Raw genomic sequence first — 20,354 nt, 5'->3', positions numbered from 1 at the left:
TTTTAAAGAAAATAATTATGAAAAAATATATCTTAACAATTTTATCAGCAGCTTTATTTGTTAGCTGTTCAGACGATTTCTTAGATAAAGATGCTCAAGGAACAGTTTCTGCTGATCAATTATCAGACGTAATTAAAAATTTCCCAGAGAAAGCTTTAACAATTGTTGAAGGTGCTGAATCTGGTAACAATAAGTATTTAATTCAATTTAATACAAACGGTGCTGCTGCTCACGATGATTTCGGTTACATGTCAGTTAAATTAGGTTTAGACCACATGACAAACGATTTCGTTGCTACAGCTTCACACTGGTTCAACTCTTACTACATGTATGTAGCAAGACAAGAATCAAACTCAAGAAACTTAATGGTTTGGAAATACAATTATAAAGTAATTTATAATATGAATAACGTTTTATCATTAATCCCTGCGGATGCTAATGATGAATCAGTATTACAAATAAAAGGTAGAGCATTAGCTATGCGTGCACAGGCATATTTAGATTTAATTCGTTTATACGGTAACGGAGATTTAGGTATTCCTTACTACAGCCAAGAATTATACGATACTAACCGTGTACCTACAAACGTAGTTTACCAAAACATCGAGAATGATTTATTAGAAGCTTACGAGTTATTACAAAACTATACTCCAGCTAATAAGCAAATGATTTCTAAAAACGTTGTTGCAGGTTTCTTATCAAGATTATACTTAACAACAGGTAACAATGCTGCTGCTGCACAATACGCAAACGCTGCACGTCAAGGTTACGCACCAATGAACGAAGCTCAATTAAAAGACGGATTTGATGATATTTCTAATCCAGAGTGGATGTGGGGAGGTGATATCGATGGATCTACTTCTACATCGTACGCATCTTTCTTCTCTAACATTGGTAACTTAAACGACGGTTACGCTGGTTTATTACAAGTATACAAAGGAATTGACAAACGTTTCTATGATGCTTTACCAAGTACAGATATTCGTAAAAACAACTGGTTCGTAACTGAAGGAAATTCTTACGGTTTACCAGCTTACGCAAATATCAAATTCGTTGATGCTACATTCTTCGTAGGAGATTACGTATTCATGCGTGCTGCTGAAATGTACTTTAACGAGGCTGAAGCATTAGCATTATCAGGAAATGAAGCTCAAGCAAAACAAGTTTTATTTGAGATCATGTCAACTCGTGATACTGCTTACCAATTATCTTCTAATTCTGGACAAGCTTTATTAGACGAAATTCGTTTAAACAAGCGTGTTGAGATGTGGGGTGAAGGAACAACATTCTTTGACATGAAACGTTGGAATGAAGGTTTAGATAGAACTTACACAGGATCTAACCACGGTTCTCACGGGTTATTAAATTACCCAGCAGGTTCTACGAAATTTACTTTCCAAATTCCAATTTCAGAGATCAATACAAATCCAAATATTGTTCAAAATCCATTATAATTTTGGAAACAGTATAAAAATAAAAATCCCCTCATTTGAGGGGATTTTTTATTTATATCAATATTGATTAATAATCATTAAAAAATTCAAAAGCACGAATTTCACACCAAGAATTAGATTCATTTCTTAACGGAAATGCACAATGTCCTCCATGTTTTGGTACTTCAAAGAAAATGTGCGGATATTGTTTAAAACGATCTTTTGGATAACATTCTGCTCCCAAAAATGGATCGTTTGCAGCATTTACAATTAATGTAGGAATTTTTACATGATCTAAAAATGTCGATGGACTTGCTTTATGGTAATAATCTTCTTTGGATTCATATCCATGCAATGGAGCGGTAAAATATTCATCAATTTCATCGAAAGATTTAATTTTCGAAATCATCGCTTCATTTAATTTTCCAGGAAATTGTTTGGCTTTTTCTTCAAACTTTGGAACCAAAGTCTTTTTAAAATTGTTTAAATAAACGGTGTTTGGAAACACTTTTAAAGTTTCCGAACATGATTTTAAAGATATTGGAATAGAAAACACACAGGCTGCTTTAATTGCTGCTGGTACAGTATATTGTCCCATATAATTTACTACAATAGCCCCGCCCATAGAATAACCAATTAAATAAATGTTTTCAAAGCCCTCGGTTATAGCTTTTTCTATCACACGATTAGCATCGTCAGTTACTCCATGATGATATAATCGTAAAGTTTGGTTCATTTCACCACCACAACTGCGATGATTCCAAGCTAAAATATTAAATCCTTTATCATAGAAATAATCCGAGCAAGTATTCAAATATGTACGTTTAGAGTCGCCTTCTAAACCATGAAAAAGAATAACCAATTTCTTTTTATCAGACTGAAATCTCCAATCCAAATTTAAGAAATCGCCATCATCAGTTTTAATTTTCTCTCGTGTATAATTTGGTACAGGATATTTTTTATAACGTGTACCAAGAATAGTAGATAAATGGGCATTTTTTCGCCAAAAACCTTCGGCTTTGTAGGTCGATTTTTCGATGATTGGCATATTGTTTATTTAGTAGATTTTGACATCCATCAAGAAGTTATTTTTAATTTCTTCATTGATGTTTGCGATAATTTTAGATTTTCCGTAAGTTAATTCTTGTCGCATAGCAGGCGAATTAATTTTTACATATAATACGCGTTGTCTTACTTCAACACGTTCAGTATATTTCTCAAAAAATTTACCCATTACAGTTTTCCAAGCTTCTTCTGCTTTTACTTCCCACATTAGTTCTTCTTTACCATTTAAGCGCATGAAATGGCTAAAAGCATCGCCTATTGATTGTGTATTTTGTCTTTTTTCATACTTTTTCATAAACGGAAAACTTTACTTTCAGAATTAATTTGTTTGATGATATTTTCTGTACGATCGGAGTGAGTATCAGTAATAAAAATTTGACCAAATCGTTCTTCATTCACCAATTTGATTAATTGAGTGACACGATGTTCGTCTAATTTATCAAAAATATCATCCAATAATAAAATAGGAGTAACATTTAAAACATTTTTTATAACGTCTAATTGCGCTAATTTTAATGCAATTAGATATGATTTTTGCTGCCCCTGAGAACCAAATTTCTTTATTGGATAATTGGTAATGGTAAAAAGTAAATCATCTTTATGTATCCCAGTAGTTGTATATTGTGCCGCACGATCTTTAAACAAAGCTTGTTTTAAAGCATCTTCAAATAGTGCGTCATTCAATTGTGATACATATTCTATATTTACAATTTCACGACCTTCAGAAATTTCAGCGTAATATTTTAAAAATGCATTTAGAAAAGTTGAAACAAACTCTTTTCGAACTTGATGTATTTTTTTTCCTAAATGAATTAATTCTTCATCATAAATTTCTAAAGTTACCGCATCAAAAGTATTGTTAGCCGCAAAATATTTTAAAAGAGTATTTCGTTGTACTAATACTTTATTGTATCTCATCAAATCAGCTAAATACTGTTTATTTGATTGTGAAATAATATTATCTAAAAATTTACGTCTAACTTCACTTCCTTCCTTGATTAAATCACTGTCGTAAGGAGAAATCATCACCAAAGGATATTGGCCAATATGTTCAGAAATACGATCATAAGATTTAGAATTTCGCTTCAATTGTTTGGCTTGTCCAGAACGTACTAAACAAAAAATAATGTCTTCTTTTTCGTTTTTATCAAAAGTTCCTTCTAATGTAAAATATTCACAATCAAATTTAATATTCATCGCATCTGAATGATTCAGGTACGATTTACTTAAAGCTAAATAATGGATAGCATCCAAAATATTGGTTTTACCTTTCCCATTTTGTCCTACAAATGCATTAATTTTTGGTGAAAATTCGAAATTCTTTTCCTCAAAATTCTTGAATTGTCTTGCTTTAAGTTCTTTTAAATACATAATGCAAAATTACGATATTTTTAGTGATATAATTTCTGGATTTTAGCAGCTAAAATCTAATGAAGTTCAAGGAATATTGTAAATTATGTTTACTTTTATTTTTGAACCAAATTTGAACGATTTTGAATCAATTTATCCTTATATACACTGAAAAAAACACCAATAGAATTGAGTATATTTTCGATTTTATATGTTGTGATTTTTTGGGTATTGATTTTAAAATTACAACTGATGTTACGGAATTTATAAATTCAGATTTGCCTAAAATAAATTTTTCAACTCATTTTTTTGAGGATGAAATTAATTTCCAAATAGATGATATTTTAGTGGAGAATGAAATTAGAGATGATGTAAATTATAATCAACTAAGTGAAATTGGTAAATGTTTTTATTGGTTGAGTCGATATGAAGAATATATTGCACAACAGCACCAATTTGATCACCATAATCGATTTTTAGGTTCCGAATTAGATTATTCTAAACCAATTGTTGATCTAATAGTTTTAGAAATTCAGAAAATTATTCAATTAAAATACCCACATTTTCAGTTTAATAAAAGAGAATTTAAGCAAATTAATACACATGATGTAGATTTCAGTTGGAAGTATTTGAACAAACCTTGGTTTGAAACAATTGGCTCGATCGGAAAGAAGGTTTTAAAAGGAAATTTTAAAGAAATAAAATCTCAAATAGACGTTCTAAGTTATAAAATAAAGGATCCATATGATCAATTTAATTACATCAAACAACTATCAGATAAATATAAAATTGAATCTATTTTCTTTTGGCTTTTAGGCGATAAAACTGAATTTGACCGAAATCTAAATTGGGAGAATCAAGCTCAAGCTGATTTAATTAAAGCAACAAATCAATGGGCAAAAGTAGGAATTCATCCTTCATACATTTCAAATTTTAATGAAAGTTCACAAGCTTTAGAAATTAAAAGATTAGAAAAAATACTGAATAAAAAGGTTTTAATTTCAAGACAGCATTTCATTAAACTTAACTTTCCAAACACTTATCAACAGTTGTTAATAAATGGAATTAAGGAAGATTACTCCATGGGATTTGCACATAAAACAGGTTTTAGAGCTGGAACATCAACACCTTTTAAATGGTTTGATTTATCAACAAATCAACAAACAATGTTAATAACGTATCCTTTTGTTGCAATGGATGTTACGTTGCGAAATTATATGAAATTAACAATTGAAGATGCAATAATTGAATTGAAAAATCTGAAAAATAACGTAAAAGAAGTAAATGGAACTTTTATAACCTTGTTTCATCAATCTAATTTTGAGGACGAGTGGTCAGATTGGAAAATTGTTTACGAAAGCCTTTTTAATGATTAAAAGAATTAAAAGAAAAGATTTAGATCTTGAAAAATATACAAGATGTTTAGCGCAATCAATTAATTATATGATTTATGCAGAACATTGGTATTTGGATATTTTAACCAATAAACAATGGGATTGTTTGATTTTGAATGATTACGAAGCGATTATGCCTTTACCTTTTGTCAAAAAAATTGGCATTAAGTTTATTTCTCAACCCATATATTGCCAACAATTAGGTGTTTTTCATTCAAAAAATTTTACAAAAGAATTATTTTTAGAATTTCAGAAAATATTACAAACAAATATTGTTAGGTATTACTGTTTTAACGAACAAAATGTCTTGGATTATGAAATAGAAAATGCGACTAAATTAAATCAGATTTTAAGTCTTAATTTCGATTATGATTCTTATACTTCAACTATAAGAAAGAATAGAAAACAAGAAATTAGAAAAGGTTTACCAAAGCAATTTTCAATCGTAGAATCTTCTAATGATCAGAGTTTTATTGCGTTATTGAAAGAAGATTATCAAGAAATTAAAAACAATTTATCATTGGATAAATTACAGCTTTTGGTGATTGAAATTCAGAACAGAAATTTAGGTAAAACAATTTCAATTCTTGAGGAAGGAAAAGTTGTAGCCAGTTCTTTTTACATTGTTTCGGGCAACCGATTAATTCAGTTGTGTAATGCAAAAAGAATAAATTATTCAATAAACTTTAATACGTTTATCGTAGATTTTATGATAAAAAAATACACGAAAAAAGGATTGATATTAGATTTTGAAGGTTCATCAATAAAAGGTGTTAACGAATTTAATTCAAGTTTCAGAGCTGAAAATAGATATTTAAAAGTGTATCAAAATCTTAAATTTTAAAAATGAAAAAGAATTTCTACGTACTCTTAATTTCAATCTTTTTCATCATTCTTTACAGATTTACGAGTTTTAGCAAAATAACATTCGGTGATTCTCTGGGAAAGATTTTGGATATAGAAAACAATAAGTTTAACATGGAAACATATTCGATAACGCATTTTTTGTATCAAAATTTTACCGTTTTAATCTATAAAATAGTTCCATTTATAGATCCAATCGAAATAGGCAGATGGGTAAATATTTTATGTGCAGTATTGGTATTGGCAATTTTGTTTAAAACAATAGAGAAGATTTTCAACGAAAAATGGATCGCAATTTTAGGAACTTTAGCCTTTGGTTTTTCATTTACTTTTTGGAAAAATACATCCAATGTCGAAGTTTACACGTTTTCGCTGATGTGGATTATTTCTTACGTTTATTTTTCTGTTCGTTATTTTAAAGAACAACATAAAAAATTTTTCATTTATGCAGGAGTTATCTTAGGAATTAGCTTGTATAGTCATATTCAAGGGATTTTGTTACTTCCGTCTTATGCTTTTCTTTGTTTTGTGAATTTCAAGAATTCTAACAATCTAAAACATACAATATTTTGTCTCTTAATACCTGTTTTGTTTTTGTGCAGTTTATATATTTACCCGATTTTGAATCAAGAAAGTATAAAAAATGTACTTTCTTCATCTACACAAACATGGGTTTCTGATACTTATAATAAGCCAATTTCTTCTTTTGCAAAAGATATCGCAAAAGCTATATTTTATTTGGCTTATAACTTTTGGTTTTTAAATTTATTGGTGCTTTTTCTACCTTTTAAAACCTTATATAAGAATTACATTTTTTTATTTTTGGTAATTATTTGTATTCCTGTGTTTTGTTTTTCAACAATTTATGCAGTCAGTGATAATTATGTCTTTTTCTTGAATTTTAACATCTGTTACATGATCATTTTATGTTTCGGAGTCGCAAATATTTCATTAAGAAATCAAGCGTTTAAAAGACTGGTTTTTATTTCAATTTTAGCAACTCCTTTTTATTATTTTTCGACAAGAGAAATTGCTTTAATGACAAGTTTAGGGAATAAATTTCATACTGAAAATGCATACAAAGGCGGATTAAATTATTACATGGTTCCTTGGCTAAACAATAACAAAGGATTAATCGAGGTTTATTTAAATAATGAAGCTGAAGGGAAAGATATTGATTGGATGTTTCAATCAGTTAAAGAATTTATTGAAATTCGTTCTGATAAAATGAGTTTAAACGAAATTAAAAAATTGTAATATTTTAACTAAATTAGTAATAAACAATCTGATATGAAGTTATTTGTTTATTTTTCGATTCTAATTAGTTTTATTTCATGTGCTGTTAACCCAACTATTGGTTTAACAATGCCAAATCAGCAAAGCGGAAATACAACGACACCTTCTAATACTTCAAATTCAAATCAGGGTGGACAACTAACTACAATAGATAATTTTAAAATCACAAATGACTTAAATCCAATCACATTAAATGTAAATGTGTTTGTGTTAAAGCGTGACAATAAAAATCAAACAAATTTTGATCTAAAAAATGCTGAAGAAAAGCAATTATTGACAGAATATTTTGATAAAATTAATACCTATTGGAACAATTTTAAAAAACCGCAAGATTTTAGTGGATGCTATACAGGAACAGATTTTTATAGCGATTCTAAAATCAGATTTAAATTTAATTTTATTGAATTGGTAGATGCTTATGCTTGGGATTACATGAATAGTGGAGCCGATTTAGCTGCGAAAAAATACAATGGATTATCGCCATCAGAAAATTGGTATTTGAGTAATTTGGATAAAAAATTATCTGCAGATTCGTCAATCCCAAAAGGTGTATTTCTTTACCTAACTATGGAAGGGAAAAATTTTGATGAATTAAATAAAACCAAAGGTAAAGGCTTTCATTTAATTGGGACTGAAGCTTCTCAATTTCCCTCTACAACTAATTTAGAGCGAACTTCTAGCGTTCATGTTCCTAATCGATATTTAAAATATTTATGGCATCGTTATCAGGCGCCGATAGAACATAAAACAAATTGGAATGACACTCGTAATTGGCATTTAGGCGATGCAGTTGGTACTGCTCACGAATTGGGGCATACTTTAGGTTTGTCGCATAGTAACGAATATCACGGCGTAAACAAATGTCAATACAGCATTATGTCGCAGGCTGCTGGTCATGCTCGTAATTATTTACAACCGACAGAAATCCTTAAAGCACATAAAAATTTACGTGAATCAAATCTGATTCAGTTTGTAACAGACGATTCTTTTTTAGGAAATACTTTCTCTATCAATAAAAATGAAACATGGTCAAAAAAGCAGCGTTTTTATTCTAATTTAAAACTAGAAGATCAAGTCATTTTGACTATTACTGAACCAATAATTTTACCACCTCAAGCAAAAGTAACTTTTGGTAAAAACGCTAAAATTATATTCACTAAAAATGGAAAATTAACTCAACCAAATGGAGCTGAATTTTCAAATTTTGTGAATAAATCATCAAATTCAATTACAAAGAATTAAGCTGAATATTTGCACGAAAAGTACGTCTTGGATTTTCGTATTCCTGCCACAATCTTGTTTTAAAATTCTTTGGATGATAAATTGCGCACATTGTATTTTCAACATGATATAAATTTTTATGCATTTCAGTTGGTGTACCATCTAAAATTGCATTCAAAATCTCATATCTAATTTTTTCTGGAGAATAGGCGTAGTCATGCCAAATTACGATTGAATTTTCATGAACCAAATGTTTAAAAACATTTTTAGTGTCTGAAACTACAAAATCATATTCGTGATTTCCATCGATAAAAATAACATCAAATTTTTGATCTAATCCAGCAAAATCAAATTGCGTAGAATCACCTAAATGTTGTTTGATTTTAGAATTATTTTTGATGAAAAATCCATGAGCATCAGCGTAAGCTTGAGATAAATTAAATTTTTTAAAATCGTTTGCTCCTAAATCCAATGTATTTAAATCTTTCGCAACGTTGATAAGATTAATAATACTTTCACCTCGCCACGTTCCAATTTCAAAATATTTACAATTTTCGAATTGAATACACGCGTTTTTTAAAAGCAATAAATCGGTTATCATAGATCCACCATCTAAAAAAGCAACCGTATCTAATTCACCATTAAATTGTGGAAATATTTCGTTTAAAGCAACTTGATTAAAACCATTTTGGTAACTATTAGAGGTCTTATCTTTCCAATTTTCATTTTGGTTAATCAATAGGTTGATTAATGAAGGTTTTTTCAATAAAATTTGAATTCCTTTCACTATTTTTTTTAATTTATTCATTTGTTTTTAGAGCGTTTAAGTATGTTTTAAATAGATAAGCCGAATATAATCCAATTGTTGTAAAAGTCAGCATTAATCCTGTTGCAGCACCTTCAATTCCATATTTTGGGATTAATAATAAATCGAAAATAACTAATAAAATGATTGAAAGTATCGAAATTCGAATGTTCCAATTTGCTTTCCCAATTGCACTATTTAGATTTATAAATATTACACGTGTTAACATAGCTGCAACAACGGCTAATGTAGCGATAAAAAAAGTAATATTTCCGCCGCTATAATCGCTGTTAAAAAACAGTTTTATTAACCATTCTTTCAAAAAAAAGCTGCCAACAAGTATAATTATACTAAGAGGAATAAATAATCGATAATAATTAAATATATATTGTTTTAAAAACGTCTTATTTGTGCTGTTTTGTATGATTCTAGGCATGTCTGTTTGGAACAACATAGACGGTATAAACAATAAATTTAATGGTAAGATGATGGCTACTTTGTATAAAGAAATGTCTTTGTCTGTCATAAACAAAGCAATCATTGCAATGTCAATAGAGAATAAAAGTTCTGACGCAAAATAAGCAACAGATTCAACCCATCCATAACGCCACATTTTTTTCCAATCTAAAGTTTGTACAGTATTTCTTGTGAGTAGAAATAAATTTTTTGTGTAAAAAAACAAACTAATAAACGGAGAAATCGCTAAAGAAATCATGTAACCGAAAACTCCAAAGTAAAAGGTTAGCATAAAAGTTAGCGCTAAACCAATTAAATTAACCAGAATATTTACAGTTGCAAATTTTTGATTTTGACCATTTATTCGGAAAAAAATAGTCAAATGTGATTGTAAAAACACACCGATTAATCGAATGGTAAACATTGCGATAATCCAACCTAAATGTTCAAATTTTAGTGAATATAGATTTGAAATGATTATAAATCCAACCGCAAGAATGAATTGATTTCGAAGTCCTTTCCTGAAAATTTCTTGACTTAATTGTAATTTTTCCTCTTCTGTTTTTTGTTCAGAACCAAATTTTAAAAACATAGAAAATGTTCCGAATCCACTTAATGGAATAAAGAAGGCTAAAACGGACGCAATTAAAGTAACACGACCAAATTCTTCCTGAGAAATCATTTTTACGATGAAAATCGTATTGATTAACATAACCAACTTTTCAACGATAAAAGCCGAAAAAACGAATAATCCTTTATTCTTGAAAAAATCTTTTAAGAAATTGATTAAACTATTCATGTTTGGAAGAATTTAACTCGTTATAAATTTTATCGTAAGCTAACGAAATTTCTTCTTTAGAAAAATGTTCTTTGGCGTAATTGTGCATAGCTTTAGGTGCAGCAAAATCTTTTCCTTCGATTACACTTTTCATTGCATCATACAATTGATTTTCGTTTTCAGAATCGATAAGAATTCCGAAATTGTTTGGTAAATATTCATTGATCCCACCAACATTTGTTGCAATAATTGGTAAACCACAAGCAAAGGCTTCTGCTTGTACACAAGGCTGATTTTCGTATCGACTAAATAGTACAAAACAATCTGAATCATTCATTTTCTGATTCACTTCATGATGTTCAAGTCGACCAAAAGGGAAAATATATTTATCTAAATTATTGGTTTTAACGAATTCATGAATTGGTTGTAAATCGCCATTTCCACCGATTTGGAATTCAAATTCGTAACCATCATTTGCTAGCTGTTTTGCAACATGCAACATTCCTGAAATATTTTTATGTTGATCGCCTAAATGAGAAAGATGTAAGAATTTTATTCTTCCAGTAGGTAAAGTCTTTCTAGGAGTGAATTTCGACAAATCAACCACGTTAGGAATAACTTTATAATTTATAGATGGATTAATTTTTTTAATCGATTCCCCTAAATGTTTGGAAACAGGCAAAACCAAATCAACAGAATCCAAAATTCGACGGATTGCAGTTTGTTTATATTTTGCAAGAGTTTTAAAATTTTCAGGATGTAATTGTGTCCAATGCTCTGTAAGAATGAGGTTTTTCTTGTATTTATATTTTAAATATACAGCAACTAATCCTGCGGGATATACAACGTTTAGGTGAATTAGATCAAAAGGTTTAATAGATTTGGTTCCGATTAAATAAGCTTGAATTATCAACAACAAATTAAATGCACTTATTTTTGAAGGTTTAAAATAAACGATTATTTCTTTCAAACCCTTTTGTTCAGAAGATTCAATTTCGAATTTCTTACCTTTTAAATTTGGATCTTTGATTGCGTGAACCACCGTAACATCATGATGTAAACTTATAGCTTGTGCATGGCGTTGAATAAAATCACCATTATCTATTAAAATTCGATCTGGATACCAAGATGTAAGAAATAAAATATGTTTACGCTTTTTTACCACTTAATTTAAGTTGTTTTAGTTCTCTTAAAACGAAATATAATTGAATTAAATATCCTATACCAGCTAGGATAGAATATACATATAACGTGGTAAGCATATCTTTTCTTATACCTCCGATTATTACAGAAAAAATAGTAATTAAAACCAAATAAATATTGAAGTATAAAGCGTAATGATTTTTACGAATAACAACTACGATTTGAGAAATTGGATTCATCGCACTTCGACACAAAATCCAAAATGATAATATAAATACATAAACACTCAATCCATGCCATTCATCTCCTAAAACCCATTCTAAAATGTATACGCCAATAACATTCATTCCTAATAAAAATGCAGCAATTGCACCAACATTATACAAGATAACTTTTAAAGAAAGATCATATAACTTTTCTGGTTGATGATTCATCATACTTGCAGATTTCTGAAAGAAAACTTTAGACATTGCATTAGATAAAATCAATAAAGGTGTAATTAACATCTTAGCCGACATTGCAAAAAATGCAACTTCTATTTTTGTGAAATAAAACACGATTAAAATCGGCATTAAATTATTTGCAATTGCATTTAATGAGTCAGATGGTAAAGTGTATTTTATAATTTCTTTGTTCTTCGCAACAGTGTTTTTAAAGAGACTGAATTTTGGTTTCTTTAATCGACCTTTCGTTATCGAAAAGAAATAAATACAAGAAATAATAGTTCCGACTATAGTTCCGTAAATCAATCCGTTTTCTTTGTATCCTAAAAAGTAAAATAAAAACTGAAAACCTACTGAAATTAAAGCATTTATAATAAATCCTTGGGAGATGATATTAAATAATTGATACTTTGTAAATAAGGAAGTTTGTAAATTATACCAAGCTGTAAACAATCCTGCAACAGAACTTAATAAAACAACCCAAAGTGAAGTTCTAAGTGTAAAAATTTCGTCTGCAATCGCATATCCCAAAAAGAAAATTAACGTTGCAATAGACGTAATAACCAACAACGTAGAAAATAGATTTCGAATAGCTTTTGTTGATTTTGAGATAACGAAGATGTTTTCTAATCGGAAGGTTGTCAAAATCGAAAGTATCGCAACAAAACTTAAAAATACATTGTATGTTCCGTTATGTTCCGGTCCGTACCATCTACCAAGTACAAATCCGCCTAAAATCATAATGATTTGAGCAACTGTATTTCCAGCCAACAAGGAAAGCACTCCTTTGGCATTCTTGGTTTTAAATTTTTCTAACCTCTTTTTCAATCTTAGAATTTCTTGAACACAAATCTACATCATAAATCATTAACTTTGCGACCTATGAATACGATTAAACATGTCTTTTTCGACTTAGACAATACCTTATGGGATTTCCGTAAAAACGCAAGGTTCGCTTTAGCTGAATTATATATAAAATACGATGTTGAAAACCGATATGGTTTTACGTTTGAAGAGTTTCATCCACATTACCACGAAAGTAACGAAGGGCTTTGGGCGTTGATTCGTGATAAAAAAATTACAAAAGAAGAATTACGCGCGCGTCGTTTTAAAGAAGCTTTTGACAATTTAGGAATTGATAACGATGCATTAGCTCGAATTTTTGAGGACGAATACATGGAAACTATAACAAATTACAATGAAGTAGTTGATGGTGCGATGGAATTGTTAAATTATTTGAAGCCAAAATATAAATTACATATTATAACAAATGGATTTATTGAAGTTTCAAAACGTAAGATTGAAACTTCTGATTTAAATGGATATTTTGATACAGTAACTTATGCTGATGAAATACAAATTTTGAAGCCAGATCCGCGAATTTATAGCTATGCAATGGAAAAATCTGGAGCCAATAAAAAAGAATCAATTTATATTGGTGATGATTGGATTGCTGACGCTGTTGGAGCAAAAGCATTTGGAATGTCAGCTATTTTCTTCGATCGGTTAGATGATAATTTTGAAATGGACGACGTACCGACAATTAAACATTTAGATGAAGTAAGAAAATTCTTATAAATTGTTTTTGATTTTGCCTGTTATGTTTACTTAAATAAATGGTAATAATTAACTTATTTCATTATTTTTGATAATATATAACGATAAAAATATGTCAATCAATCAACTACAATTTCCTTTAGATTTTAAATTTCATATCGCGACTTTTTCAAACGATTTTACAGTTTCTGATGCAAATGGAAACTCGGTATTCTATGTAAGAGAAAAAATGTTTTCTTGGAGAGATGTGATTAAAGTGTATAAAGATTCAAATAAAACGGAGATATTATACGAATTACGCTCGAATAAATTAATCGATTTTCAGCAGACTTTTACAATTACAAATGCAAATGGAGAAGTGGTTGGAAAAGCGCGTCGTAAGACTTTAAAATCTCTTTGGACAGCTACTTTTCATTTATATGATGCGAATGATAATCATATTTTCACGATTAATGAACGTAGTGGTTTAGTAAGAATGATGGACGGATTGTTGGGGCAAATTCCGGTTTTAGGATTCTTTTCAGGATATGTATTTAATCCAAAATATGTACTAAAAGAATTGAATGGAACTGAATTAATGGAAATTTCTAAGGAACCTTCATTTTTTGGTAGAAAATTTAAATTAGAAAATTATAAAGCTCAACCAGAACAGTACGAGTTGTTTATACTTTCTTATATGATGCTATTAATTGCAGATCGTAACAGAGGTTAAAAAAAATAATTAAAAATATTTGGAGTTTCAAAAATCTGCCTTATATTTGCAGTCCAAAATAAGAACAACAGTTTCTTGTTGGAAATGGCGTCGTGGCGCAACTGAATAGCGCACTTGATTACGGCTCAAGAGGTTGCAGGTTTGAATCCTGCCGACGTCACAAAAGAAAAGCTCATCAAAAATGATGAGCTTTTTTTATTGGTGCATATTTTCTTGATCTGATAAAATATCAACACTTTCTTTAGTAATAATATTTGGCTTTTTGTTCAAAAAAAAGCTAAGACTATTTCCTATCCAAGTTAGCCAAAATAAATAAAATCCTATTTTAAAACTATTGTTCATTAATCGGTTGGAAGTTTCTGTAAAATTAAAATACGTCATATAAAATCCAACAGTTCCAATGATGATTATAATTAAAGGAAAACCATAATATCTAACCTTTTTATCTGTGTTTTTTTGTATAATACTTAAAATGAAAAAGATAATTATTTGAATAACGAACATAATTAATCCCGTTTTCCACCAAGATTTTAGTATGCTATATTCATTGTAAATAAATGTAATTCCAGCTTTGCTTAATAATGACATTTTTGAAATTAATATTCCTGATAACAACGATAAAAATGCAAGTAGAAGAACAAGTATAATTTTATTTTTCATAGTTTATAAAATTGGTTTCAGGGAAAAAAGAAACAAAATTTAAGCCATAAAAAAAATCCCTTTCGTTAGAAAGGGATTTAAAATATCTTGATCCAATTTGGATTAAAATTCAATTTGCTCGAAACGCATTAATTCGCGGAAATCGTTTAAACGATCATTTAAAGCTTCAACATCTAAATTTTGTAAAGATTCAGTACCGAATTTTTCACAAGTTACAGAAGCTAATGCAGATCCGAAGATAATTGCACGTTTCATGTTCTCGAAAGAGAAATCGTTAGTTTTTGCTAAGTATCCAGAGAATCCTCCAGCGAAAGTATCTCCGGCTCCTGTTGGATCGAAAACTTCTTCCATTGGTAATGCTGGTGCGTAGAATACTTGTTCGTCTTGGAATAATAAAGCACCATGCTCACCTTTTTTGATGATTACAGTTTTTGGTCCCATAGAAGCAATCTTACGAGCTGCTTTACGTAAGCTGTATTCACCTGACATTTGACGAGCTTCTTCGTCGTTGATAGAAATTACATCAACATTTTTGATCACTGCCATTAAATCTTCCCAAGCACAATCCATCCAGAAATTCATTGTATCTAAAACAACTAATTTAGGACGATTTTCCATTTGCTCTAAAACTCCTGCTTGTACTAATGGGTGTAAGTTTCCTAACATTAATACATCAGCATTTTTCCAATCCTGAGGAACAACTGGGTTGAAAGTTTCTAATACGTTTAACTCTGTAGTTAATGTATCACGCGTATTTAAATCGTTGTGGTATTTACCTTCCCAGAAGAAAGTTTTACCATCAGCTACAATTTCTAAACCTGCTAAATCTACATTTTTCGATTTTAATAAATCAATGTATTCCTGTGGGAAATCTCCACCTACTACAGAAACTAATCCAGTTTTAACTCCTAATAAAGAAGAAGCCATACTGATATAAGTTGCTGCTCCACCTAAAATTTTATCTGTTTTCCCGAAAGGAGATTCTAATTTATCGAAGGCAACTGTACCTACTGTTAATAAACTCATTTTATCTTGTAAATTAAATAGTTTGCAAATATATTAAGTAATTTTCAGATTATAAAGCATTTACCAAATCTGTAAAAGCAACTTCAGTTTGTTCACCCGTAATCATATCTTTTACGGTTGCTTTTTGTTCTTGGATTTCTTTTTCTCCTAATAAAATTACTTTCTTAATTCCTTTTTTGTCCGCATATCCCATTTGCTTTTTCATTTTAGTATCATCTGGATATACTTCTGTATTAATTCCTTGCTGACGTAATTGTTTTACTAATTTCATCGCTTCACTCGCTTCTTTTTGTCCAAAGTTGATGAATAAAGCTTGGATATTAGTTGTATCCTCTAACGCAGGGAATAAATTATTTTCTTCTAATACTAAATATGTACGGTCTAATCCGAATGAAATTCCAACTCCAGAAATATCTTTTAATCCGAAAATTCCAGTTAAATCGTCGTAACGACCTCCACCACCAATTGATGATGAGAATTCACCGATTTTCGCTTTCACTTCGAATATTGCACCTGTGTAATAATCTAAACCACGAGCTAATGTTAAGTTTAAAACTAATTCTGCAGATTGTAATCCGATGTTTTCAGTATTTTCAAAAACGAATTCTAATTCTTCGATTCCTTTTAAACCAGTTTCAGAAGTGGCTAAAATTTCTTTTAATTGAGCAAATTGAGTTTTATAATCTCCATTCATATTGAATAAAGGTGATAAAATTTCAATCGCTTGTTCAGAAATTCCTTTTCCACGCATTTCTTCTTTTACCGCTTCTTCACCAATTTTATCTAACTTATCTAAAGCAACTGTAAAGTCAATTAATTGAGCTGAAATATCAGCTACTTCCGCTAAACCAGATAAGATTTTACGGTTATTGATATGAATTTCAACCGGCGCTTTTAATTCTGTAAAAACTGTATCGTATAATTGTACAAAATCAACTTCTTGTAATAAAGAATCAGATCCTACAACGTCAGCATCACATTGGTAAAATTCGCGGAAACGACCTTTTTGAGGACGATCTGCACGCCATACAGGTTGAATTTGGTATCTTTTAAAAGGAAATGTAATTTCGTTTTGATGTTGCACAACGTAACGTGCAAACGGAACAGTTAAGTCGTAACGTAAAGCCTTCTCTGAAATTTGAGAAATTACTTTTTGACTGTTTCTTTCTGTTAATAATTGTTCATCAACTTTAGCTAAATAATCTCCTGAATTTAAAATTTTGAAGATTAAACGATCACCTTCTTCACCATATTTACCAGTTAAAGTCGATAAATTTTCGAATGAAGGAGTTTCAATCGGAGAGAATCCGAATAAAACGAATTGTTTTTTGATTGTATTGATGATATATTGACGGCGATTCACTTCTAAAGGTGAAAAATCTCTAGTTCCTTTTGGAATCGATGGTTTTTGAACTGCCATTTTTGTTTTTCTAATAATTTAACATGCAAAAATACATCAAATTCAACTTTTAACCGATTTTTAAAATATGAATTCTGTTATAAATAGTTGAAAAAAATCATTTTACATAAATCCTTCATCTGCAAAGGAAAAATAAGATTTCTGTGTCACAATAATATGATCTAAAACTTGTAGGTCTAAATATTTTGCCGCTTCAGAAAATTTTCGAGTTAAGTTTTTATCAGATTCACTCGGATTCAAATTTCCAGAGGGATGATTATGCGAAAGTATGATTGCGGTGGCCATCAATTCGATAGCACGTTTAAAAACAATACGAACATCGACTGAAGTTTGTGTAATTCCTCCACGGGAAATTTGTTCAGTTTTAATTATTCGATTCCCTTGATTAAGGAACATCACCCAAAATTCTTCGGTTGGTAAATCACCAATTTGTTGTTGTAAAATTGTAGCAGCATCGTGACTTGAGGTGATTTTTGCTCGTTCCAAAACTTCTTGCGTGTTTCGTCTTCGTCCAATTTCTAAAGCTGTGATGATTGAAATGGCTTTTGCTTCGCCAACTCCTTTAAATTTACATAAATCAGTTATTGAATATTTTGCTAATTCATTCCAGTTATTATTTACTGTTTGCAAAATTCTTTTCGCTAATTCTACTGCAGATTCTTCACGATTTCCACTTCCCATAATTATTGCCAATAATTCAGCATCAGATAATGAACTTTTACCTTTTAAAGCCATTTTTTCGCGTGGACGATCATCTTCATTCCAGTTTTTTATCGATTGTTTGCTCTGATTGTAATCTTTCATTTCAATAATTTACAATCAAAATGAATAAATATTTGGTTAATAATTGATTAAATAAAAAAAGCTCGAACAATTACGTTCGAGCTTTCTATATTAAAGAGGAAATTTTTATTTATTGATTTTCGCCCAAGTATCTTTTAAAGTTACTGTACGGTTGAAAACTAATTTATCTTCTGTAGAATCTTTGTCTAAAGCAAAGTATCCGATACGTTGGAATTGGAATTTATCTTCCACTTTTGCATCTTTTAAAGCTGGTTCCGCAAATCCTTGTTTTACAGTTAAAGAGTTAGGATTTACATATTGTAAGAAATCTACATCTTTTTCTGCATCCGGAGCTTCTACTGTAAATAAACGATCGTATTCACGAATTTCTACTGGAATATTTTCAGTTGCAGAAACCCAATGTAATGTTCCTTTTACTTTACGTTTAGATGCCTCAGAACCACTTCCTGATTTTGTATCTGCATCGTAAGTTGCAAAAATTGTAGTGATATTTCCTTCCGCATCTTTCTCCACACGTTCAGCTTTGATAATGTAAGCTCCTTTTAAACGAACTTCGTTACCTAAAGATAAACGGAAGAATTTTTTAGGTGCTTCTTCCATGAAATCATCACGCTCGATGTAAATTTCACGAGTGAATGGAACTATACGAGAACCTGCGTTTTCGTCTTCTGGATTATTCTCTAAAGTTAATTCTTCAACTTGTCCTTCTGGATAGTTTTCAATTACTACTTTAACAGGATCAACAACTGCCATAACACGTGGAGCAGTTTTATTTAAAATTTCACGAATAGAGAATTCTAATAAAGAAATATCTAATACGTTATCACGTTTAGCGATACCTGCTTTTTCCCAGAAATTACGAATTGCTTCTGCAGTATACCCACGACGACGTAAACCAGAAATTGTAGGCATACGAGGATCGTCCCATCCAGTAACGATACCTTCTTCTACTAATTTCATTAATTTACGCTTAGAAGTAATCATATAAGATACATTTCCGCGCGCAAATTCACGTTGTTTTGGTTTTTGAGGTTGACCTTCAATCTCAACTTGATCTTTGTACCAGTTGTATAAATCACGGTGATTTTTAAACTCTAAAGAACATAATGAGTGAGAGATCCCTTCGATATAATCAGACTCTCCATGTGTCCAGTCGTACATTGGATAAATTTTCCAAGTATCTCCTGTACGGTGGTGAGGACGTTTTAAAACACGATACATAACAGGGTCGCGCATATTCATGTTTGGCGATGTCATGTCGATTTTTGCACGTAAAACGTGAGAACCTTCTTCAAATTCACCCGCTTTCATTTTTTCGAATAATTCTAAATTTTCTTCGACAGAACGATTACGGTTAGGAGAATCAATACCAGGTTCGAATGGAGTTTTACGTTGTTCATTGATTAATTCAGATGATTGGTCGTCAACATATGCTTTTCCGTCTTTGATCATCTGCACAGCCCAATCGTAAAGCTGCTGGAAGTAATCAGAAGCATAACGTTCTTCAGCCCACTCAAATCCCATCCATTTTACATCTTCGCGGATAGAATCTACGAATTCTTGCTCTTCTTTCGCTGGGTTAGTGTCGTCAAAACGTAAGTTTACCGGTGCACCGTATTTTTCACCTAAACCAAAGTTTAAGCAAATAGCTTTTGCGTGCCCGATGTGTAAATAACCATTTGGCTCTGGTGGGAAACGAAAACGTAAATTTTCTTTCGGCATCCCATTAGCTAAATCATCTTCAATGATTTGCTCAATAAAGTTCAAAGATTTTTTTTCTTCTTCCATTGTTTTTTACGATTGAGTTTGCAAAGATACGGAATTGACAATAAATATAAAGACCAAAGATTTAGTTTTTATGCATGCGAAAGTAATTCAGTTACAATAGTAAAAGAATGTGCTATATAAAAGATATTGTGTTTGTTAG

The 20,354-nt window shown here is 30.3% G+C and carries 19 protein-coding genes and 1 tRNA gene; 8 read left to right on the top strand and 12 right to left on the bottom strand.

Translation table 11 applies throughout. The features are described 5' to 3' along the window. Positions 1 to 17: 17 nt before the first annotated feature. Positions 18 to 1,454: a RagB/SusD family nutrient uptake outer membrane protein gene (locus J9309_RS03790; protein ID WP_230477179.1), complete on the top strand. Its 1,437-nt coding sequence runs from the start codon at positions 18 to 20 to the stop codon at positions 1,452 to 1,454. A 67-nt stretch (positions 1,455 to 1,521) separates the two neighbouring features. Here the strand turns inward: J9309_RS03790 and J9309_RS03785 are convergent, their stop codons facing one another. From J9309_RS03785 to recF, 3 genes are read right to left on the bottom strand one after another with little or no spacing between them, the layout of a single operon-like run. Further along, positions 1,522 to 2,481: a YheT family hydrolase gene (locus J9309_RS03785; RefSeq protein WP_230477178.1), complete on the bottom strand. Its 960-nt coding sequence runs from the start codon at positions 2,479 to 2,481 to the stop codon at positions 1,522 to 1,524. 9 nt (positions 2,482 to 2,490) lie between these two features. Then, on the bottom strand, positions 2,491 to 2,793 hold the full coding sequence (locus J9309_RS03780) for a DUF721 domain-containing protein (protein WP_230477177.1): 303 nt from the start codon (positions 2,791 to 2,793) through the stop codon (positions 2,491 to 2,493). Next, positions 2,790 to 3,869 carry a DNA replication/repair protein RecF gene (gene recF / locus J9309_RS03775; protein WP_230477176.1) on the bottom strand — a complete coding sequence of 360 codons (1,080 nt, stop codon included), beginning with the start codon at positions 3,867 to 3,869 and terminating at the stop codon, positions 2,790 to 2,792. The genes J9309_RS03780 and recF overlap by 4 nt, the downstream gene beginning before the upstream one ends. Positions 3,870 to 3,991: 122 nt before the next feature. On the opposite strand from recF, the gene J9309_RS03770 reads away from it, so the two are divergent. The 4 genes from J9309_RS03770 (at position 3,992) to J9309_RS03755 (ending at position 8,644) form a co-directional block, all read left to right on the top strand. Next, the gene (locus J9309_RS03770; protein WP_230477175.1) at positions 3,992 to 5,224 is read left to right on the top strand and encodes a polysaccharide deacetylase family protein; all 1,233 of its coding nucleotides are present in this window, start codon (positions 3,992 to 3,994) and stop codon (positions 5,222 to 5,224) included. Continuing rightward, entirely contained in the window at positions 5,217 to 6,086 is an 870-nt protein-coding gene (locus tag J9309_RS03765) for a hypothetical protein (RefSeq protein WP_230477174.1), read from the top strand. The genes J9309_RS03770 and J9309_RS03765 overlap by 8 nt, the downstream gene beginning before the upstream one ends. Positions 6,087 to 6,220: 134 nt before the next feature. Beyond that, the gene (locus tag J9309_RS03760) at positions 6,221 to 7,363 is read left to right on the top strand and encodes a glycosyltransferase family 39 protein (protein WP_230477173.1); all 1,143 of its coding nucleotides are present in this window, start codon (positions 6,221 to 6,223) and stop codon (positions 7,361 to 7,363) included. A 33-nt stretch (positions 7,364 to 7,396) separates the two neighbouring features. Further along, positions 7,397 to 8,644, top strand: a complete 1,248-nt coding sequence (locus J9309_RS03755; protein ID WP_230477172.1) for a hypothetical protein — start codon at positions 7,397 to 7,399, stop codon at positions 8,642 to 8,644. Here the strand turns inward: J9309_RS03755 and J9309_RS03750 are convergent. The 4 genes from J9309_RS03750 to J9309_RS03735 are packed head-to-tail and all read right to left on the bottom strand — an operon-like array spanning position 8,631 to position 13,076. Continuing rightward, complete coding sequence (locus J9309_RS03750; protein ID WP_230477171.1) at positions 8,631 to 9,431, bottom strand: class I SAM-dependent methyltransferase; 801 nt, start codon at positions 9,429 to 9,431, stop codon at positions 8,631 to 8,633. The genes J9309_RS03755 and J9309_RS03750 overlap by 14 nt on opposite strands. Then, the gene (locus J9309_RS03745; protein WP_230477170.1) at positions 9,424 to 10,683 is read right to left on the bottom strand and encodes an oligosaccharide flippase family protein; all 1,260 of its coding nucleotides are present in this window, start codon (positions 10,681 to 10,683) and stop codon (positions 9,424 to 9,426) included. Before J9309_RS03745 ends, J9309_RS03750 begins: the two co-directional genes overlap by 8 nt. Beyond that, complete coding sequence (locus J9309_RS03740; RefSeq protein WP_230477169.1) at positions 10,676 to 11,827, bottom strand: glycosyltransferase family 4 protein; 1,152 nt, start codon at positions 11,825 to 11,827, stop codon at positions 10,676 to 10,678. Before J9309_RS03740 ends, J9309_RS03745 begins: the two co-directional genes overlap by 8 nt. Further along, the gene (locus J9309_RS03735) at positions 11,811 to 13,076 is read right to left on the bottom strand and encodes a lipopolysaccharide biosynthesis protein (RefSeq protein ID WP_230477168.1); all 1,266 of its coding nucleotides are present in this window, start codon (positions 13,074 to 13,076) and stop codon (positions 11,811 to 11,813) included. The genes J9309_RS03740 and J9309_RS03735 overlap by 17 nt, the downstream gene beginning before the upstream one ends. Before the next feature lie 54 nt (positions 13,077 to 13,130). Here J9309_RS03735 and J9309_RS03730 point away from each other — a divergent pair, with 54 nt between their 5' ends. From J9309_RS03730 to J9309_RS03720, 3 genes are all read left to right on the top strand, one after another. Continuing rightward, positions 13,131 to 13,826, top strand: a complete 696-nt coding sequence (locus J9309_RS03730; RefSeq protein ID WP_230477167.1) for a YjjG family noncanonical pyrimidine nucleotidase — start codon at positions 13,131 to 13,133, stop codon at positions 13,824 to 13,826. 91 nt (positions 13,827 to 13,917) lie between these two features. Next, complete coding sequence (locus J9309_RS03725) at positions 13,918 to 14,517, top strand: LURP-one-related family protein (RefSeq protein ID WP_230477166.1); 600 nt, start codon at positions 13,918 to 13,920, stop codon at positions 14,515 to 14,517. A gap of 86 nt (positions 14,518 to 14,603) precedes the next feature. Then, a tRNA-Arg gene (locus tag J9309_RS03720) sits at positions 14,604 to 14,677 on the top strand. A 35-nt stretch (positions 14,678 to 14,712) separates the two neighbouring features. Here the strand turns inward: J9309_RS03720 and J9309_RS03715 are convergent. From J9309_RS03715 to J9309_RS03695, 5 genes are all read right to left on the bottom strand, one after another. After that, a complete protein-coding gene (locus J9309_RS03715) occupies positions 14,713 to 15,177 on the bottom strand; it encodes a hypothetical protein (protein ID WP_230477165.1) in 465 nt (154 codons plus the stop codon). Positions 15,178 to 15,279: 102 nt separating this feature from the next. Continuing rightward, a complete protein-coding gene (locus tag J9309_RS03710) occupies positions 15,280 to 16,203 on the bottom strand; it encodes a PfkB family carbohydrate kinase (RefSeq protein WP_230477164.1) in 924 nt (307 codons plus the stop codon). Between the two features lie 49 nt (positions 16,204 to 16,252). Then, positions 16,253 to 17,623 (bottom strand): histidine--tRNA ligase, encoded by a 1,371-nt coding sequence (gene hisS / locus J9309_RS03705; protein ID WP_230477163.1) that lies wholly within the window; start codon positions 17,621 to 17,623, stop codon positions 16,253 to 16,255. A gap of 102 nt (positions 17,624 to 17,725) precedes the next feature. Then, positions 17,726 to 18,427 carry a RadC family protein gene (radC, locus tag J9309_RS03700; protein WP_230477162.1) on the bottom strand — a complete coding sequence of 234 codons (702 nt, stop codon included), beginning with the start codon at positions 18,425 to 18,427 and terminating at the stop codon, positions 17,726 to 17,728. Between the two features lie 105 nt (positions 18,428 to 18,532). Beyond that, positions 18,533 to 20,215: a glutamine--tRNA ligase/YqeY domain fusion protein gene (locus tag J9309_RS03695; protein ID WP_230477161.1), complete on the bottom strand. Its 1,683-nt coding sequence runs from the start codon at positions 20,213 to 20,215 to the stop codon at positions 18,533 to 18,535. Positions 20,216 to 20,354: the final 139 nt, after the last annotated feature.

This window comes from Faecalibacter bovis (genome assembly GCF_017948305.1).
In the GTDB taxonomy this organism is placed as follows: domain Bacteria; phylum Bacteroidota; class Bacteroidia; order Flavobacteriales; family Weeksellaceae; genus Empedobacter; species Empedobacter bovis.
Note: the sequence above shows the minus strand (reverse complement) of the source record. Positions and strands in the feature narration are given on the sequence as shown.

What these genes read in the sequence shown, in the direction of transcription:
- J9309_RS03790 (WP_230477179.1), top strand. Translation starts at nt 18, where the DNA reads ATGAAAAAATATATCTTAACAATTTTATCAGCAGCTTTATTTGTTAGC.
- J9309_RS03785 (WP_230477178.1), bottom strand. Translation starts at nt 2,481, where the DNA reads ATGCCAATCATCGAAAAATCGACCTACAAAGCCGAAGGTTTTTGGCGA.
- J9309_RS03780 (WP_230477177.1), bottom strand. Translation starts at nt 2,793, where the DNA reads ATGAAAAAGTATGAAAAAAGACAAAATACACAATCAATAGGCGATGCT.
- recF (WP_230477176.1), bottom strand. Translation starts at nt 3,869, where the DNA reads ATGTATTTAAAAGAACTTAAAGCAAGACAATTCAAGAATTTTGAGGAA.
- J9309_RS03765 (WP_230477174.1), top strand. Translation starts at nt 5,217, where the DNA reads ATGATTAAAAGAATTAAAAGAAAAGATTTAGATCTTGAAAAATATACA.
- J9309_RS03760 (WP_230477173.1), top strand. Translation starts at nt 6,221, where the DNA reads ATGGAAACATATTCGATAACGCATTTTTTGTATCAAAATTTTACCGTT.
- J9309_RS03755 (WP_230477172.1), top strand. Translation starts at nt 7,397, where the DNA reads ATGAAGTTATTTGTTTATTTTTCGATTCTAATTAGTTTTATTTCATGT.
- J9309_RS03750 (WP_230477171.1), bottom strand. Translation starts at nt 9,431, where the DNA reads ATGAATAAATTAAAAAAAATAGTGAAAGGAATTCAAATTTTATTGAAA.
- J9309_RS03745 (WP_230477170.1), bottom strand. Translation starts at nt 10,683, where the DNA reads ATGAATAGTTTAATCAATTTCTTAAAAGATTTTTTCAAGAATAAAGGA.
- J9309_RS03730 (WP_230477167.1), top strand. Translation starts at nt 13,131, where the DNA reads ATGAATACGATTAAACATGTCTTTTTCGACTTAGACAATACCTTATGG.
- J9309_RS03725 (WP_230477166.1), top strand. Translation starts at nt 13,918, where the DNA reads ATGTCAATCAATCAACTACAATTTCCTTTAGATTTTAAATTTCATATC.
- J9309_RS03715 (WP_230477165.1), bottom strand. Translation starts at nt 15,177, where the DNA reads ATGAAAAATAAAATTATACTTGTTCTTCTACTTGCATTTTTATCGTTG.
- J9309_RS03710 (WP_230477164.1), bottom strand. Translation starts at nt 16,203, where the DNA reads ATGAGTTTATTAACAGTAGGTACAGTTGCCTTCGATAAATTAGAATCT.
- hisS (WP_230477163.1), bottom strand. Translation starts at nt 17,623, where the DNA reads ATGGCAGTTCAAAAACCATCGATTCCAAAAGGAACTAGAGATTTTTCA.
- radC (WP_230477162.1), bottom strand. Translation starts at nt 18,427, where the DNA reads ATGAAAGATTACAATCAGAGCAAACAATCGATAAAAAACTGGAATGAA.
- J9309_RS03695 (WP_230477161.1), bottom strand. Translation starts at nt 20,215, where the DNA reads ATGGAAGAAGAAAAAAAATCTTTGAACTTTATTGAGCAAATCATTGAA.